The sequence below is a fragment of the Haloechinothrix salitolerans genome, assembly GCF_042662605.1.
GTDB lineage: Bacteria > Actinomycetota > Actinomycetes > Mycobacteriales > Pseudonocardiaceae > Haloechinothrix_A > Haloechinothrix_A salitolerans.
In genome coordinates, this window is sequence record NZ_JBHSXX010000001.1 from 858,692 (window position 1) to 874,710 (window position 16,019).

Below are 16,019 nucleotides of genomic sequence, written 5' to 3' on the forward strand. Positions count from 1 at the left end.
GAAACCGATGTTGCGCACGATGCTCAAGTCCAAGATCCACCGGGCGACCGTGACCCAGGCCGACCTGCACTACGTCGGCTCGGTGACCGTCGACGAGGACCTGATGGCGGCGGCCGATCTGCTGCCTGGCGAGCAGGTCACCATCGTCGACATCACCAACGGCGCGCGGCTGGAGACGTACGTCATCCCCGGCGAGGCGGGTAGCGGCGTGCTGGGTATCAACGGCGCCGCCGCGCACTTGGTGCACCCGGGTGACCTGGTCATCCTCATCTCCTACGGGCAGATGGACGACGCGGAGGCCCGGCGCTACGAGCCGAGGGTCATCTTCGTCGACGCCGAGAACCAGATCGCCGACCTCGGCGCGGACCCAAGCCAGGCGCCTGTCGGCTCCGGCCTGGTCAGCGGCCCTGTGCCGATCACGCGGCAGGCTGGAGAGCGCGTGTCCACCCAGGAGACCGCCGACGCCGTGAAGCTCGACGCGCTGCTGCACGCGGAGCACTGACGGTGCTGCTCACCGTCGCCGCGCGCGACACCGCCATCGTCTTCGGCCTCTATACCGGCAGGGACGAAAACGCGACACTGGTGCGCGACTGGCGGATGCGCACCGATCCCCACCTCACCGCGGACGAGCTCGCGCTGACTATGCGCGGGATGCTGGGTGAGCACGCTGACGCGATCACTGGCGCTGCCGTGTTGTCCACCGTGCCGCAGCTACGGCGCGAGCTCCGTACCATGTTGCGCGAGTACTACCGCGACGTGCCGAAGGTGGTCATCGAGCCGGGCGTGCGCACCGGGGTGCCGTTGCTGGTCGACAACCCCAAGGATGTCGGAGGTGACCGGTTGGTCAACGCCCTCGCCGCCCACCGCATCCAGCCGGAACGCCCATGCGTCGTCGTCGATTTCGGCACCGCGACCGTCGTGGACGCGGTGTCCGCTAAGGGCGAGTTCCTCGGCGGGGCGTTCGCGCCGGGCATCGAGATCTCGCTGGAGGCGCTGGCCGCGCGGGCGGCGTCGTTGCGCACGGTCGAGCTGGTGCGGCCCCGCTCCGTCATCGGCAAGACCACTGTCGAGTGCCTGCAATCCGGTGTGCTCTACGGCTTCGCGGGCCAGGTGGACGGCCTGGTGTCGCGGGTGGCGGCCGAGCTTGCCCCCGGCGAGCAGGACGTCGTCGACGTCATCGCGACCGGTGGGCTCGCGCCGATGATCCTCAAGGAGTCCCGCACCATCAGTCACTACCGGCCCGATCTCACCCTGCTCGGCCTGCGCTACGCCTACGAACGCAACGTCGTCACGTAGTGACCCGCTGAGCACGTCATGTGACGTGGTTCAGTCCCATCGAAACCGGTTCGCACGCCGCTGAACGGCTTTCGTACGCTATGTGACCATGACCGAATCGCAGCGCCCCGCAGCAGAACCGGATGTCCCCGAGCAGATGCGGGTGCGCAGGGAGAAGCGTGACCGGCTGCTCGCCGCTGGAGTCGATCCCTATCCCGTCGAGGTGCCTCGCACTCATACGCTCGCCGAGGTGCGGTCGGCGCACCCCGATCTGCCCGTCGATACCGCGACCGGCGACATCGTCGGTGTGACCGGCAGGGTTATGTTCATGCGCAACACCGGCAAGCTGTGTTTCGCGACGCTGCGTGAGGGCGACGGCACTGAGTTGCAGGCGATGATCAGCCTCAACGGCGTCGGCGAAGAGGCGCTCGCCGCGTGGAAGTCCGACGTCGACCTTGGCGACCACGTCTACGTGCACGGGGAGGTCATCACGTCGAAGCGCGGCGAGCTGTCGGTGATGGCCGATTCCTGGCGGATCACGTCCAAGGCGCTGCGCCCGCTGCCGGTGATGCACAAGGAGCTCGCTGAGGAGACCCGCATCCGGCAGCGCTACGTCGACCTGATCGTGCGGCCCAAGGCGAATGAGGTGGTGCGCACCCGTGCCGGGGTGATGCGAGCGTTGCGTGACTCGTTCCATCAGCGTGGCTATATCGAAGTCGAGACGCCGATGCTGCAAACTTTGCACGGCGGGGCGGCCGCGCGGCCGTTCGTTACGGAATCCAACGCATTCGACATGCAACTTTTCTTGCGCATCGCGCCGGAGCTTTATCTCAAGCGGTGTGTCGTCGGGGGGCTGGAGAAGGTCTTCGAGATCAATCGAAACTTCCGGAACGAGGGCAGCGACTCGTCCCATTCGCCGGAGTTCGCGATGCTGGAGTTTTACGAAGCGTATGCGACGTACGACTCCATGGCGAGGTTGACGCGGGAACTCGTACAAGAGGCGGCCAAGGCCGTCTTTGGCTCCCATATCGTCACCCTTTCTGATGGATCTGATTACGATCTGTCAGGCGAGTGGACGAGTCTCACAATGTATGGCTCGCTGTCCGAGGCGCTCGGCGAGGAGGTAACTCCGGAAACGCCCGCCGATAGGCTCCACGCTTACGCCAAGGAGCGCGAACTGGAGGTGGACCCGAAGCTCACTCACGGCAAACTCGTCGAGGAGCTGTGGGAGCACCTGGTTGGCGACCACTTGTACGCGCCCACATTCGTTCGCGACTTTCCCGTCGAGACGTCACCATTGACGAGGCAGCACCGTAGTAACCCCGATGTTGCCGAGAAGTGGGATCTCTACGTGCGAGGTTTCGAACTGGCGACTGGGTATTCGGAGCTGGTCGATCCGGTAGTCGAGCGTGAGCGGTTGACGGCACAGGCGGGGCTCGCCGCCGCTGGCGACAGCGAGGCGATGCAACTCGATGAGGATTTCCTGCGTGCGCTGGAGTATGGCATGCCACCGTCCGGTGGTGTCGGCATGGGCATCGACCGGTTGCTGATGGCGCTCACCGGCCTCGGAATCCGGGAGACGATCCTGTTTCCCCTGGTACGTCCGGAATAGCGAGAACCGCTCTCGTTGGCTTCCTCCTGGTTTCGTGTGTTCGACCGCTGACAGGTACGGCCAATGGCTGGGAGTAGACCTCGGGTTTGGGTCTAGATTGGAAAGGCGTGCCCAGCGTGCAATCCGAGAGTTTGCGTTCTCAGCATTTTCCGAGTATTAATGAGCTAACATCGACTTGAGTTAGCTGCCTGGCCGGAGTAGCGATCATTCGAACAGGCGTCAACCGGGAGGAAACCAATGGCACAGAAGGTCCTCGTATCCCTCGTGGACGATTTGGACGGCTCAGAAGCTGACGAAACCGTCGAGTTCGGTCTTGACGGTGTCAGCTACCAGATTGACCTCTCATCCGCGAATGCGGAGGAGTTGCGTGACGCGCTCGCGCAGTATGTAGAGCATGCTCGCCGGGCGGGCGGCCGGAAGCGTAGCCAGAAGTCTTCTGGCGCGAGCGGTGGCGGCAAGTCGGCTTCGGTCGATCGGGAGCAAAACCAGGCTATTCGGGCATGGGCGCGGAAGAACGGTTACGACGTTTCCGACCGCGGCCGTATCCCGTCGGAAGTCGTCGACGCATACCACAAGCAGAACTGAACGTCAGTACCGTGGTAAGGGGCCGCCTGGGTATTCCGGGCGGCCCCGTTCGTGTGTCTTCAGATGGTCACCGTGTGATCGCGGTGCGCCATTCGGAATCATTTTCTCGTCCCGGCCTGGCCCATTTGGGCGAAACTGGGTGGGCTTGGCGGAGTTACTCGTTGCTCAGTGCTGTCGCGGCATGAGCGGCGGCGACCGGCGGGGGCACGTGTCACACGCGCCTTTGCCGTTGTCTAGCAGGTAGTGAAAGCAGCAACTTTCCTTGCGGCGGGTCCAGCACGGCTGGCCGTCGTCGAGCGTGGTGTGCAACGTCGAAGCCGACGTGAACGGCTCGATGCGATCCGGCAGTACGAGGGCGGCGTCGGCGACCCCAGCGCTCTCGTTGCCGCCCTGTTTGCCTGCCTTCCACAGCGCGACGTCGAGCGCGTCGGTCGCCGCGCCCCACAACGCGTGCTTGCCGAAGCGCACCGGTGGCCGGTAGGCGGCGACGAAGCGGGTCGCGTGCGCCGCGTAGCGGGCGCGGAGCAGCGCCGCGAGCGCGCCTTCCGACTCGACGACGGTCGCTTCGGACGTTTCGGCGGCGGGGTCGTCCGGCAGGCAGGCGAATCGCGGACTGAGCAACGCCACGACGTCTGGCTTGGGCTTGCCGGTACTCGATACGTGGAAGGCGAGGTCGTCGGGGCGCAGGCTCGGCACCCTGCGCTCGTAGTGGAACAACAACGCGCCGAGGGTGGCGGGCGCCTGCAGGTACCACGACTTGATGGAACCAGCCGCCGTACGATCGGGAGCCTGACCGTACTCGGCGCGCAGCCAGGCGCGCTGCTCGTCGTGCCAGCGGCTCAAGACATCCGATCTCGTCAGGACATCCGCGCAGAAGTGCCACCCCCTGACATCGCCGGTGAGCTCGGTAGCGGGCGGCGTGCCGTACCGGAGTGCCATAAGGTCCTGGGTGGCGTTGACCCTGACGATCGCGTCGAGCAAGCTGTTGTCGGGAGGGCAGGCGGTGAGTACGGAACGTCGAACCGCCATGCGCACCTCCCGGTCCCGACTCATTAGGGATGCCTTACTTTACCTCGCGTGAGTGCTATCCGCCCACATGGAGTACGTCACTCAGACAAGTGAGTGGTGTGAAGGGCGCCTTCGCGTCGCGCTGCGTCGAGAAGAAGCCTTCACGCCGCCGGGACCTATCCCGTTGTTCGCGCTCAGCGGACATGCGGTTCGCGCGGAATCATCCCGTGCCGCCCACACGTTGTGTAGACAGAATCAAAGGCCATGTCGGACGGGGCTCACGTGCGACACACAGTGCTAGTCACAGGGTCCACGAGGTGAAATACGCCTGAGTGGTTACCCGGTCGACATGGTGTGACTACTACAGTGGGCTTACGGTGGGAATCCGTATCGCGCACCTGGGCGCGATGCCTGGCCAAGGCCAGGTACCGCCGAGCAGCAGTCAGGGAGTGGAGATGTTCGAGAGGTTCACCGACCGCGCGAGGCGGGTGGTTGTGCTTGCTCAAGAAGAGGCGAGGATGCTCAACCACAATTACATCGGCACTGAGCACATCCTGCTTGGGCTGATTCATGAGGGTGAGGGTGTCGCGGCGAAGGCGCTCGAATCGCTTGGCATCGCGCTGGAGGGTGTCCGTCAGCAGGTCGAGGAGATCATCGGGCAGGGGCAGCAGGCGCCGAGCGGGCATATTCCGTTCACCCCGCGGGCGAAGAAGGTGCTCGAGTTGTCGCTGCGGGAGGCGCTGCAGCTTGGCCATAACTACATCGGCACGGAGCACATCCTGCTCGGGTTGATCCGTGAGGGTGAGGGTGTGGCGGCGCAGGTGCTGGTCAAGCTCGGCGCGGACCTGAACCGGGTGCGGCAGCAGGTGTTGCAGCTGCTGTCGGGCTATCAGGGCAAGGAGCCGCAGGAGGCGGGCAGCGGTGGCCGCGAGGGCACGCCGTCGTCGTCGCTGGTGCTTGACCAGTTCGGCCGCAACCTGACCGCGTCGGCGCGGGAGGGCAAGCTCGACCCGGTGATTGGTCGGGAGAAGGAAATCGAGCGGGTCATGCAGGTGCTGTCGCGGCGCACGAAGAACAACCCGGTGCTCATCGGTGAGCCCGGTGTCGGTAAGACCGCGGTCGTCGAAGGGTTGGCGCAGTCCATCGTTAAGGGTGAGGTGCCCGAGACGTTGAAGGACAAGCAGCTCTACACCCTCGACCTCGGCTCGCTGGTCGCTGGGTCGCGCTACCGGGGTGATTTCGAAGAGCGCTTGAAGAAGGTGCTCAAGGAGATCAAGACCCGTGGCGACATCATCTTGTTCATCGACGAGTTGCACACGCTGGTCGGTGCCGGTGCGGCGGAGGGCGCGATCGATGCCGCGTCGATTTTGAAGCCGATGCTGGCCCGCGGTGAGTTGCAGACTATTGGTGCGACCACGCTGGATGAGTACAAAAAGCATGTGGAGAAGGATGCGGCGTTGGAGCGTCGGTTCCAGCCGATCCAGGTGGGTGAGCCGTCGTTGGAGCACACCATCGAGATCCTGAAAGGGCTGCGGGATCGCTACGAGGCGCACCACCGGGTTTCGATCACCGACTCGGCGTTGGTGGCGGCGTCGACGCTGGCGGATCGCTACATCAACGACCGGTACCTGCCGGACAAGGCGATCGATTTGATCGACGAGGCCGGTGCCCGGATGCGCATCCGCCGCATGACCGCCCCACCGGACCTGCGCGAGTTCGACGAGAAAATCGCCGACGTCCGCAGGGACAAGGAATCCGCGATCGACGCGCAGGACTTCGAGCGCGCCGCGCGGCTGCGTGACGAGGAGAAGACCCTGCTCGGTCAGAAGGCGGAGCGGGAGAAGCAGTGGAAGGACGGCGACCTCGACGTCGTCGCCGAGGTGGACGACGAGCAGATCGCGGAGGTGCTGGCCAACTGGACCGGTATCCCGGTGTTCAAGCTCACCGAGGAAGAGACCACCCGGCTGCTGCGTATGGAGGATGAGCTGCACAAGCGGATCATCGGTCAGGAGGACGCCGTCAAGGCGGTCTCGCAGGCGATCCGGCGTACCCGCGCTGGCCTGAAGGACCCGAAGCGCCCGTCCGGGTCGTTCATCTTCGCCGGCCCGTCCGGTGTCGGCAAGACGGAGCTGTCGAAGGCGCTGGCGAACTTCCTGTTCGGTGAGGATGACGCGCTCATCCAGATCGATATGGGTGAGTTCCATGACCGCTACACCGCGTCGCGGCTGTTCGGGGCGCCCCCGGGTTATGTCGGCTACGAGGAGGGCGGCCAGCTCACCGAGAAGGTGCGGCGTAAGCCGTTCAGTGTGGTGTTGTTCGACGAGATCGAGAAGGCGCATCAGGAGATCTACAACACGCTGTTGCAGGTGCTCGAGGATGGGCGTCTCACCGACGGTCAGGGTCGCACGGTTGATTTCAAGAACACCGTGTTGATCTTCACCTCGAACCTCGGCACGCAGGACATCTCCAAGTCGGTGACCCTCGGCTTCGCTTCGACCAGCGACGAAGGCTCGCGCTACGAGAAGATGAAGCAGAAGGTCAACGAGGAAATGAAGAAGCATTTCCGGCCGGAGTTCCTCAACCGTATCGATGACATCATCGTGTTCCACCAGCTCACCGAGGACCAGATCGTGGAGATGGTGGACTTGATGACCAGCCGTGTCGAGGAACAGTTGAAGAACAAGGACATGGCCCTCGAACTCACCACCAAGGCGAAGAAACTACTCGCCAAGCGCGGCTTCGACCCCGTGCTGGGTGCCCGGCCACTACGCCGCACCATCCAACGCGAGATCGAGGACCAACTCTCCGAGAAAATCCTGTTCGGCGAAGTCGAAACCGGCCAAATCATCATCGTCGACGTCGAAAACTGGGACGAAGAAACCAGCCCCGACGACCAAGCCCGCTTCGTCTTCCGCGGCGAAGGCAAACCGGTCGATGTGCCGGACGCACCGCCGGTCGACATCGCCGCCACCGGCGGCGAGGGCGGCGGCTCCGGTTCCGGCTCCAGCGAGGCCGAGTCGGAGTAAGGACACCGACGGGCCAGTGAGACGGCCCGCTGCGGTGACAACGCGACGGAGGGCGGCTCCCAGGGTAGGGAGCCGCCCTCCGTGCGTCGTGTCCCCTGTTCCCGCCGTTGTGTCCCGCAGTCTCGACGACGTGTGTGACATTCGCACGTCTTGACGGTGTCCGTACGGCGTGTCCGGCAGGGTCGATGCCGTGACCGTCACTGGGGACCAGACCACGGCAGCAACCGACGTATCCAACGACCCGTACGCGTCGAGCGTGGGCACGAAGCGCCGCAACCCGTGCGTTACCGTCACACTCGTCGCGGCCGTCGTCGGCCTCGCGGCATACGCCGTGCTGCGGCTGTTCGTCTCTGGCGTGCTGGACACCGACGGCAACCGCTACACCGCTGCGGCTCTCGCGCTGAATCCATACGCCGCGCTCACGGGGGCGCTGCTCGCCGCGATCGCCCTGCTCGCGCGCCGGTGGTGGACGGCGGCCCTCGCCGTGGCGCTCAGCGTCGCGCTCGCCGCGACCCTCATGCCGCGCGTGCTCGCCGATCCGCAACCGGCCGCGTCCGGCCCGACAATCCGGGTGCTCGCGCTCAACATGTACTTCGGCAACGCCGCCGCCGAGGACGTCGTCCAACTCGTCCGCGAGCGTGCCATCGACGTCCTCGCTCTCCTGGAACTCGACCCAGCAGCGGTGTCAGCGCTGGACACGGCGGGCCTTGACGGCGTCATGCCGCATCGGGTGTTCGAGCCGGCCGGCGCCGCCGTCGGGTCTGGCATCGCGTCGCGCCATCCGCTTCGGGAGCTGTCGCTGGCCGGGCCGTCGCTGCTCGCGCAGCCGAGCGCGCGGGTGCGGATCGGCGAGACGGACGTCGAAGTCGTCGCGGTGCACCCGGTCGTTCCAGTGTCCAATGTGGTCAAGTGGCGGCAGGAGCTACGCGACATGCCAGCCGCGCCGAACGACGGTCCCGCGCGCATCCTCGCGGGTGACTTCAACGCCACCCTCGACCACGCCGCGTTTCGCCGTGTGCTCGACTCAGGTTATGTGGACGCCGCCGAGCAGACCGGCGCGGCGCTGGAGACGACGTGGCCTCGGCGGCGCAGCGCACCACCGGTCACGCTGGACCACGTGTTGGTCGACGCCCGTGCGGCCGTGCGTGACTTCGAGGTGATCGACGTCGACGGCAGCGACCACAGCGCGGTCTTCGCCGCGGTCACGCTTCCGAGCTGACGTCACAGCCGGGCGTCGATCTCCCGCAACGCTTCCAGCGCGCCGACGCCCAACGAGACACCCTTCCCGCCGGGGATCTCCGGCTCGCGCGGATTGATCCGCACCAGCGCGCCGGTGTCGACGCTCGCGGACTCCGCGTGCCACCGGACGGTCGGGATCGCCAGGCCAGCGCCGAGTTCGACCACCACGAGGTCCCGGTGCCGTGCTTGCCACTCTCGCAGCGCGTCGAGCTGCCGCTGGCTGCGGTCCGGCACCCAATCGGCGTCCCCGAACATCAGGATGTTGGGCCGCGCCACGGCGCCGCACCGCTCGCACCGGGGCAGTGGCGAACACGCGTGCATCGTGGCCTCATCGACGTCGACCACGGCATCCTCCGCAGGCCACACTTCGCCTGAGCAGCCGATGCCGCACTGGAGATGGTGGATCGAGCCGTGTACCTCGGCCACGTTGTCGAAACCCGCGCGCTGGAAATGCCCGTCGACGTTCGAGGTGAACACCGCTGCGCCACCATCGAGGCCGTCACCCCATTGGCGCAGCAGGTCGAAGCCCTCGTGGGGGATGGTGCGCCGATACAGCGATAGCCGGTGACCGTAGAAGCCCCACGCCAGTTCCGGGTCGGTGGCGAAGTGCTCCGGGTTGGCCAGTTCGGTGAAGCGAAAGCCGAGCCGTGCGTACGGCGGATACGCGCGCCAGAAGCCCTCGTCGCCCCGGAAGTCGGGAAGCCCGGAGTCGACGCCCATGCCAGCCCCGGCGCACACCAGTAGCGCTCCGGCGTTGGCGATCGCCTCAGCCGCTCGGGTGTAGTCGTCGTCGGTGGGTGTCGTCACGCCGAGGGATCGGAACGCAGTACGACCTCGAACTCCAGCAGGCTCGCGCCCGTCGACACCGGATTGCGCGACTCACCCGCGTGGGCTTCCTTGGCTGGCCCTTGCGCCCAGTTCTGGAAGTCCTCCTCCGTCTCCCACTTGGTGTAGACGAAGTACCGATTGTCGCCCTTGACCGGTCGAAGCAGCTCGAACCCGAGGAAACCGGGCGCGGAGTCCACGCTGCCCGCCCGTGCGGCGAAGCGCTTCTCCAGCTCCTCGCCGGCGCCCTCGGGGACCTCGATCGCGTTGATCTTCACAACAGCCATGCGCCCCAGCGTACTGTTCGGCAGCCCGTATCGCTCACGGCGCGATGTTACGTCGGGGAGTGCGTGTGACACGACGTTCCGAACGTCGGACGCACGTGCGGGAACGGGGATACAACGTCGGGAGCAGGGGACACGACGCAGCCAGTGCTCACGGCCTTAGCGTGCCGGGGTAGAGGTGCTCGTCCGGTGGGATTTCCTCGCCCCGGAACCAGACGTCGAAGAACTCGGCCAACTCGACATCCGCGCGGTCACTGACGAACCGCTCGAACTCCGGCCACGATGCGTTGCTGTGCCGGTGCTCCCGCGCCCACTCTCGCAGCACCTGATCGAAGACGTCGTCCCCGACCTTGCGGCGCAGCGCGTGCATGGCGAGCTTCGATTTGCCGTACATGCCGTCGAACTCGTTGCCCGCGCCCATCTTGTGCAGCTTGTCCGCCCAGAACGAGTCGTCGCCCGCGAGCTCATCCACCTTGTTGAGGTAGTACTGGTCGAGATCCATGCCCTGTTTCGCCTCGGCCCACAACCATTCGCTGTAACTGGCGAAGCACTCGTTGAGGCACATATCGGACCACGACTCGATGGTCACCGAGTTGCCGTACCACTGGTGGGCGTACTCGTGCACCACGGTGTCCAGATCCGCCCAGGATGCATACGTCGGCCGACCTTGGGTCTCCAGCGCGAACGAGATGCTGTCGCTCATGTAGATCCCGCCAGCCGTATCCTGCGGGTACGGGCCGAACTTACTGCTCAGGAAGTCGATGATCTCGCCGTTACGGGCTTCAAGCTCGCGTTTGCTCTCCTGCCCCGGCGCGTACGCGGACAGCACCGGTGTCCCGTCGTCCAGCCGCGACCGCTCGACGGTGAACTTGTCGATCGCCACGGTGGTGACGTAGCTGGCGGCCGGGTTGGTGTCTTCCCACGTGTAGGTGGTCCAACCGTCCTCGGTGCGCTTCGACTTCTGCTTGCCGATCGACACCGCGACCCAGCCTTCCGGAACTCGCGCGGACAGCCGGAACGTCGCCTTGTCGCGGGGCGTCTCGTTGACCGGGTACCAGAACGACGCCGAGTGTGGTTCGCCGAGCGCGTAACTGCCGCCGGACGACGTCGTGAGCCAGCCGACGGTGGCCAACTCGTCCTCGTCGGTGCTGGTCGGCTTACCGCTGTATCGCACCCGGGTGACAAGTTCTTCGCCATTCTCAACTCGCTTGGCGGGCGTGATGACCAGCTCGTGCTCGCGCATCCGGGTGAACGCTGCCCTGTCGCCGTTGACGAAGACCGACTTGACGTCGAATCCCCGCAGGTCGAGGTTGAACCGCGACAACTGCTGTGTGGCCGTCGCGGTGATGGTGGCCTCGCCCTTGAGGTGCTGGCTGTTCGGGTTGTAGCTGATGTCGATGTCGTAGCCGCGCACGTCGTAGCCGCCGTTGCCCTGGGTGGGGTAGTACGGATCGCCAGCACCCACCGCACCGTGGAACGGCTTGGTCACGGTCGGTAGTGGCTCCTCCGCGTCGTCGGCCGGACCGGTGCACCCGGTTAGGGTAAGCGCGAGACAGCAGAGCAGTAGCCGCTGCGGGGAGAAGGTCACGCAAGGAGCCTAAGTGACGCAGCCACCATGGGTCATCGACTTCGGTGGGTCAGGCCAGCCGATCGTCGTGCTGCACGGGCTGATGGGACGCGCCCGGACCTGGTGGCCGGTTGCGCGGTGGCTGACCGAGCACGGCCATGTCGTCGGCCTCGACGCCCGTGTGCACGGGCGCAACCCGCACCGCAGCGCCTGTCGGACCGAGGACTTCGTGGCCGACGTCGCGGCGCTCATCCGCTCACTCGACGCGGGGCCCGCGGTGCTGATCGGTCATTCCATGGGCGGGCTGCACGCGTGGATGACAGCGGCGCGGTATCCCGAGTTGGTGCGGGCCGTCGTCGTGGAGGACATGGCGCCCGACCAGCGCGGCAGGACTGTTGAGGCGTGGCGGGGTTACTTCGAGTCGTGGCCGGTGCCGTTCCAGTCGCTGGCCCACGTGCGCGAGTTCTTCGCCCCATACGGTGATTACTTCGTCGAGTGCATGACCGAGCGCGAGGACGGCTACTACCTGCTCGCCGACCTGGACGAGCTGTACGAGATCGCGGCGGAGTGGGGTGAACGGGACTACTGGGACGACGTCGATGCCATCAAGTGCCCGCTGCTGGCTATCGAAGCCGAACACACCGCTATGCCACCAGGGCAGCAGGCGGAACTGGCCGCGCGGGTACCGGACGGCGAGCATGTGCGGATCCCCGGCACCGGCCACGTCGTCCATGCCGACGCGCCGGAGGCGTACCGGGAAGCCGTGGCGCGCTTCCTACGCCGCGTAGCCGGGTGACGCACTCACCGCGTCGCCGCGAGCCGCCGTTTCCACTCCGCTGACGCCCGTTCCGGACCAATCAGCAGGGGCCAGATGTCGGCGCCGAGGAACCCGCGCTCGTCGATGTGCGCGCAGGCGGCGCAACTCGGCTTGTCGAGCCCGTGTGCGGTGGCCATGTCCGTGACAGCGTCACGCGTGGCCGGTCCGAAGACACCATTCACCGGCACCCGCGCGCCCCGTTCCCGGAGCAGGCGCTGTGCGATCAACACGCGCTCGCCCTCGTCGCCGGGCCGCAGCAGCGGCCACTCCGGTGTCGACGGGGGCAGCGGTGTGCCGAGCCGCGCCGCCACGGTGCCGCGCAACTCGATCAACCGCTCGTAGAGGACGTCGCCTGGACACTGTGTCGAGTTGAAGTCACGGTGGCCCATGATCAGCCGCGGCGAGACGTCGTACTGGTACGCCATGTACGTGACCAGGTTCGCCAGCGAGTCCCACAGCATGTCGGGGACGTCTTCCTCGGTGTAGAGGCCCTCGTTCTCGATCCCGATGACGCGGCTGTTGAAGTTCGCGACGTTGGTGCCCTCCACATGCCGGGTGCCCTCACGCAGGATCTCCAGGCTGCGGTGCCTACCCTCGGTGATGTGGCCGCCCCGGCTGATGGTGAACTGCTGCCCGGTGTCGATCCACCCGCGGGAATCCATGTGGAAGTTCTGGATCGCGCGTGAGATCTCGAACGCGTGCTCGCGCGACAGATCGTCGGTATTGCCTGGTTCCACGGTGTGGTGCACGACGATGTACGTCGGTGGATGATCCACGACGACGATGTCCGCGCTCGGTGGGCGGGCTTCCCACTCCGCCGTGCCGTAGATCGTCGGTTCGGTTATGTGTCCTGACGACGTCGCTCGCGCCGTACGTGCCGTGAGCCCGCCGGTGACGGTCGCTGCCAGTCCCGCGCCGAGCAGCGTGCGGCGGCGGAATCCCGGTGCCATCGTGACTTCTCCCCTGGTGAAACGCACGGATTAGGTGCGTTAGGGGACACTAATCCGGGGCGAGACCGCCGACAACTACTGACACGTCAACCGAACGGGGCACGTCGGGGCTCCGTACTGGGCAGAGCGGTGCGGATCGGACGTGCCGGACACCGCGTTAGGCGTGCTCACCGGGAAGCGCGAACCGACCGTCCGGTGTCTGCTCCACCAGCCCGTCCTCAAGCAGCGAGAACAGACAGCGATCCCGTTGGCCATCGACGTTCCACACCGTGTCCAGCTTCGTCTTGGGGACTGGTTCACTGGTGCCGCGCAAGACGTCGAGCAGTAGGCCACGGACCTGGCGGTCGGTGCCCGCGAAGCGTTGCACCGGCCTGGCGGGACCGTCGTACGCGGGCTTGCCAGCCTGGTACCAGGCGCAGAACGACACCACGGGGCAGCGCGCGCACTCCGGCGCCCGCGCGGTACACACCGTCGCACCGAGTTCCATGAGCGCGGCCGAGTACCGGGCAGCCTTCTGCTCCGGCAGCAGCGCCTCGACGTCGGCCATGTCGCGCGTGTTGGACGGCGGACCGGCGTCGCCAGCACCATGCACGGCGCGTGCGATGACCCGGCGCACGTTCGTGTCGACCACCGGCACCCGCTGGCCGTACGCGAAGGCGGCGACCGCCCGCGCGGTGTACGCGCCGATACCGGGCAGCGCCAGCAGCGTGTCCACGTCGGAAGGAACGACGTCGCCATGTTCCTCGGCGATCACTCCGGCCGCGGCGTGCAATCGCAGCGCCCGGCGCGGGTAGCCGAGCTTGCCCCACGCTCGTACGACCTCGCCCTGGCTTTCGGCCGCGAGCGCGGAGGGGCGGGGCCAGCGAGTAAGCCAGTCGTGCCAGATCGGCTCCACACGCGCGACCGGCGTCTGCTGCAGCATGATCTCGCTGACCAGCACGCCCCACGCGTCGCATTCGGGGGCACGCCACGGCAGGTCACGGGCGTTGGCGTCAAACCATCCGATCAGGGTGCCCGCGTCGAGCGGGGCATGGGTCGCGTCCGTCATAGCGCTTGTGATTGTGCCCCGACCAGGGCGTTGGCACGTAGCCGCCCTCACTCGACCTCGGTCAGCGCTCCGGTGTGGACGTCGTAGACGAAGCCGCGCACCTGGTCGGTGTGCGGCAGGAAGTCGCTGCGCCGGACGCGGTTCATGGAGCGCCTGACGCTGTCCTTGACGTCGCTGAAAGCCTCAACCGCCCAGGTCGGCCGCAGCCCGGTGTCGGCCTCCAGCTCGTCTTTGAAGCCGTCCTCTGTGACGAGGTTCAGCCCGCAGCTCGTGTGCTGCACGATCAGCACCTCGCGGGTGCCTAGCTTGCGCTGGCTCAGCGCGAGCGACCGGATCATGTCGTCGGTGACGACGCCGCCCGCGTTACGCAGGATGTGCGCGTCGCCGTGGTTGAGACCGAAGATCTCGAACACACGGATCCGGGCGTCCATGCAGGTCAGGATGCTCACGTGGAGCTGCGGCTCCGGCGATTCGCGGTAGCCTTCCGCCTTGAGGCCCAGCTCCTTGTTGCGGTTGATCAGTTCCTCGATCGCGGTCACGTGCGCCTCCTCGACTCTTCGTGCGCGCCTATTCCATCGGGACGGTGGCCGGTGGACAAGGCTAATTAGAGCAACGCCACGTCGCGAATATCACTCGTGTCAGGTTGCCAACGCCACGTCGTTGTTACGGCCCGAACCAGTGTTGCTCCGCGGTACGCGGCGGAGCGGACGTCTTGCCGATCCGCAGTTCCGTCTCCAGCGTGATGATCTGCTGGTTCAGCGGATTGCCCTGGCCGCGCCGTGTGGGATCGAGCAGCAGGTTGCCCGCTGAGCGTCCCTTCTCGCGCACCGGCTGGTACACGGTGGTCAGTTCGGCGCGTTCGGCGTCCGCGATGCCGTCGAAACCGGTAATGGAGAGGTCCGCTGGTACCCGCAGTCCACGCCGCTGCGCCTCGTTGAGGGCACCGAGCGCGAGGATGTCCGACGTACAGATAATGGCGGTGACCTGCGGGTTCGCGTCGAGCAACTGGCGTGCGGCCGACGCGCCCTCGTCGAGCGTGTGCTCGAAACGCTCCACGACCGGCACGGTAGACCAGTCGACGCCGACGGCCTCGAACGACTCCGCGAGCGTGGTCAGCCGGGTGCGCTGCACGTGGTAGTGCGCCTTCTCCTGACGGTCACGCGATGCGAAGCCGTCGTTGCGGTCGCGGGACAGCCGCATGCACAGCACGCCGATCTCGCGATGCCCCAGCTCGATCAGGTGGTACGCGAGCGTGGTCATGGCCGCCGCGTCGTCCGGTGCCACGCGATCAACGCCGGAGAGCACCGGCTGGTCGATGATCACCGTCGGCACCGGCCGCTGCAGGACAGCGTTGAGGTGCGGATCATCGTCGGGCACCGAGTAGACGACGAAACCGTCGACCCCGGCCCGGTGCACCGTCGCGACGTCTTCTTCGCCGGGCCGAGCTGGCACCAGCTGCACGCCGACTCCGGCGTCCTCACAGGCGAGGGCGAGCCCTTCCAGCACGCCGAGCGCGGCTGGGTCCCGGAAGGCGTAGGAGAGGTTCTCGGTGAGCAGCAGACCGATGGCGCCCGCCTTGCGCGTGCGCAGCGACCGGGCGACCGGGTCAGGCCCCGGATAACCCAGCTTGCGCGCGGTGTCGAGAACGCGCTTGCGGAGCTCGGGAGAGAGCTGGTCCGGACGGTTGTACGCATTCGACACTGTCGTGCGTGAAACGCCCAGCTCCGCCGCAAGCGAGGCAAGCGTCGCTTGCCGTCTGGTGCGAATCGGCCGACCCATAACT

The 16,019-nt window shown here is 66.5% G+C and carries 15 protein-coding genes; 7 read left to right on the forward strand and 8 right to left on the reverse strand.

Going from position 1 to position 16,019, the window contains the following annotated elements:
* Positions 1–7 precede the first annotated feature (7 nt).
* The 4 genes from panD to ACFQGD_RS04100 all read left to right on the forward strand — a co-directional run bounded on the left by panD (position 8) and on the right by ACFQGD_RS04100 (position 3,472).
* The gene (gene panD, locus ACFQGD_RS04085; RefSeq protein ID WP_345400900.1) at positions 8–502 is read left to right on the forward strand and encodes an aspartate 1-decarboxylase; all 495 of its coding nucleotides are present in this window, start codon (positions 8–10) and stop codon (positions 500–502) included.
* Between the two features lie 2 nt (positions 503–504).
* Positions 505–1,296 (forward strand): type III pantothenate kinase, encoded by a 792-nt coding sequence (locus ACFQGD_RS04090; protein WP_345400903.1) that lies wholly within the window; start codon positions 505–507, stop codon positions 1,294–1,296.
* Positions 1,297–1,384: 88 nt separating this feature from the next.
* Entirely contained in the window at positions 1,385–2,887 is a 1,503-nt protein-coding gene (lysS, locus tag ACFQGD_RS04095; protein WP_345400906.1) for a lysine--tRNA ligase, read from the forward strand.
* 237 nt (positions 2,888–3,124) lie between these two features.
* On the forward strand, positions 3,125–3,472 hold the full coding sequence (locus tag ACFQGD_RS04100; protein ID WP_345400909.1) for a histone-like nucleoid-structuring protein Lsr2: 348 nt from the start codon (positions 3,125–3,127) through the stop codon (positions 3,470–3,472).
* Between the two features lie 165 nt (positions 3,473–3,637).
* On the opposite strand, the gene ACFQGD_RS04105 is transcribed toward ACFQGD_RS04100, so the two are convergent.
* On the reverse strand, positions 3,638–4,501 hold the full coding sequence (locus tag ACFQGD_RS04105) for a (2Fe-2S)-binding protein (protein ID WP_345400912.1): 864 nt from the start codon (positions 4,499–4,501) through the stop codon (positions 3,638–3,640).
* A gap of 434 nt (positions 4,502–4,935) precedes the next feature.
* Between ACFQGD_RS04105 and ACFQGD_RS04110 the strand changes: the two genes are divergently transcribed.
* Together ACFQGD_RS04110 and ACFQGD_RS04115 are read left to right on the forward strand one after the other, a co-directional pair.
* Entirely contained in the window at positions 4,936–7,506 is a 2,571-nt protein-coding gene (locus tag ACFQGD_RS04110; RefSeq protein WP_390221010.1) for an ATP-dependent Clp protease ATP-binding subunit, read from the forward strand.
* A gap of 190 nt (positions 7,507–7,696) precedes the next feature.
* The gene (locus ACFQGD_RS04115) at positions 7,697–8,725 is read left to right on the forward strand and encodes an endonuclease/exonuclease/phosphatase family protein (RefSeq protein ID WP_345399765.1); all 1,029 of its coding nucleotides are present in this window, start codon (positions 7,697–7,699) and stop codon (positions 8,723–8,725) included.
* Between the two features lie 2 nt (positions 8,726–8,727).
* Here ACFQGD_RS04115 and ACFQGD_RS04120 read toward each other — a convergent pair whose 3' ends face one another.
* The 3 genes from ACFQGD_RS04120 to ACFQGD_RS04130 all read right to left on the reverse strand — a co-directional run bounded on the left by ACFQGD_RS04120 (position 8,728) and on the right by ACFQGD_RS04130 (position 11,442).
* Positions 8,728–9,552, reverse strand: a complete 825-nt coding sequence (locus ACFQGD_RS04120) for an SIR2 family NAD-dependent protein deacylase (protein WP_345399768.1) — start codon at positions 9,550–9,552, stop codon at positions 8,728–8,730.
* Positions 9,549–9,857, reverse strand: a complete 309-nt coding sequence (locus ACFQGD_RS04125) for an antibiotic biosynthesis monooxygenase family protein (RefSeq protein WP_345399771.1) — start codon at positions 9,855–9,857, stop codon at positions 9,549–9,551. Before ACFQGD_RS04125 ends, ACFQGD_RS04120 begins: the two co-directional genes overlap by 4 nt.
* A gap of 148 nt (positions 9,858–10,005) precedes the next feature.
* Positions 10,006–11,442, reverse strand: a complete 1,437-nt coding sequence (locus tag ACFQGD_RS04130) for a M1 family metallopeptidase (RefSeq protein WP_345399774.1) — start codon at positions 11,440–11,442, stop codon at positions 10,006–10,008.
* A 13-nt stretch (positions 11,443–11,455) separates the two neighbouring features.
* On the opposite strand from ACFQGD_RS04130, the gene ACFQGD_RS04135 reads away from it, so the two are divergent.
* A complete protein-coding gene (locus tag ACFQGD_RS04135; RefSeq protein ID WP_345399777.1) occupies positions 11,456–12,217 on the forward strand; it encodes an alpha/beta fold hydrolase in 762 nt (253 codons plus the stop codon).
* Between the two features lie 5 nt (positions 12,218–12,222).
* On the opposite strand, the gene ACFQGD_RS04140 is transcribed toward ACFQGD_RS04135, so the two are convergent.
* The 4 genes from ACFQGD_RS04140 to ACFQGD_RS04155 all read right to left on the reverse strand — a co-directional run bounded on the left by ACFQGD_RS04140 (position 12,223) and on the right by ACFQGD_RS04155 (position 16,015).
* Positions 12,223–13,188 (reverse strand): peptidoglycan recognition protein family protein, encoded by a 966-nt coding sequence (locus tag ACFQGD_RS04140; RefSeq protein ID WP_345399780.1) that lies wholly within the window; start codon positions 13,186–13,188, stop codon positions 12,223–12,225.
* Positions 13,189–13,345: 157 nt separating this feature from the next.
* Positions 13,346–14,236, reverse strand: coding sequence for an A/G-specific adenine glycosylase (locus ACFQGD_RS04145; RefSeq protein ID WP_345399783.1), 891 nt, complete (start codon positions 14,234–14,236; stop codon positions 13,346–13,348).
* A gap of 47 nt (positions 14,237–14,283) precedes the next feature.
* Positions 14,284–14,775 carry a beta-class carbonic anhydrase gene (locus ACFQGD_RS04150; protein ID WP_345399786.1) on the reverse strand — a complete coding sequence of 164 codons (492 nt, stop codon included), beginning with the start codon at positions 14,773–14,775 and terminating at the stop codon, positions 14,284–14,286.
* Positions 14,776–14,899: 124 nt separating this feature from the next.
* Positions 14,900–16,015 carry a LacI family DNA-binding transcriptional regulator gene (locus tag ACFQGD_RS04155; RefSeq protein ID WP_345399789.1) on the reverse strand — a complete coding sequence of 372 codons (1,116 nt, stop codon included), beginning with the start codon at positions 16,013–16,015 and terminating at the stop codon, positions 14,900–14,902.
* Positions 16,016–16,019: the final 4 nt, after the last annotated feature.

Coding starts and splice junctions, on each gene's coding strand:
- ACFQGD_RS04145 (WP_345399783.1), bottom strand. CDS start 14,236: ATGACGGACGCGACCCATGCCCCGCTCGACGCGGGCACCCTGATCGGA.
- ACFQGD_RS04155 (WP_345399789.1), bottom strand. CDS start 16,015: ATGGGTCGGCCGATTCGCACCAGACGGCAAGCGACGCTTGCCTCGCTT.
- ACFQGD_RS04110 (WP_390221010.1), top strand. CDS start 4,936: ATGTTCGAGAGGTTCACCGACCGCGCGAGGCGGGTGGTTGTGCTTGCT.
- ACFQGD_RS04100 (WP_345400909.1), top strand. CDS start 3,125: ATGGCACAGAAGGTCCTCGTATCCCTCGTGGACGATTTGGACGGCTCA.
- ACFQGD_RS04125 (WP_345399771.1), bottom strand. CDS start 9,857: ATGGCTGTTGTGAAGATCAACGCGATCGAGGTCCCCGAGGGCGCCGGC.
- ACFQGD_RS04140 (WP_345399780.1), bottom strand. CDS start 13,188: ATGGCACCGGGATTCCGCCGCCGCACGCTGCTCGGCGCGGGACTGGCA.
- panD (WP_345400900.1), top strand. CDS start 8: ATGTTGCGCACGATGCTCAAGTCCAAGATCCACCGGGCGACCGTGACC.
- lysS (WP_345400906.1), top strand. CDS start 1,385: ATGACCGAATCGCAGCGCCCCGCAGCAGAACCGGATGTCCCCGAGCAG.
- ACFQGD_RS04105 (WP_345400912.1), bottom strand. CDS start 4,501: ATGGCGGTTCGACGTTCCGTACTCACCGCCTGCCCTCCCGACAACAGC.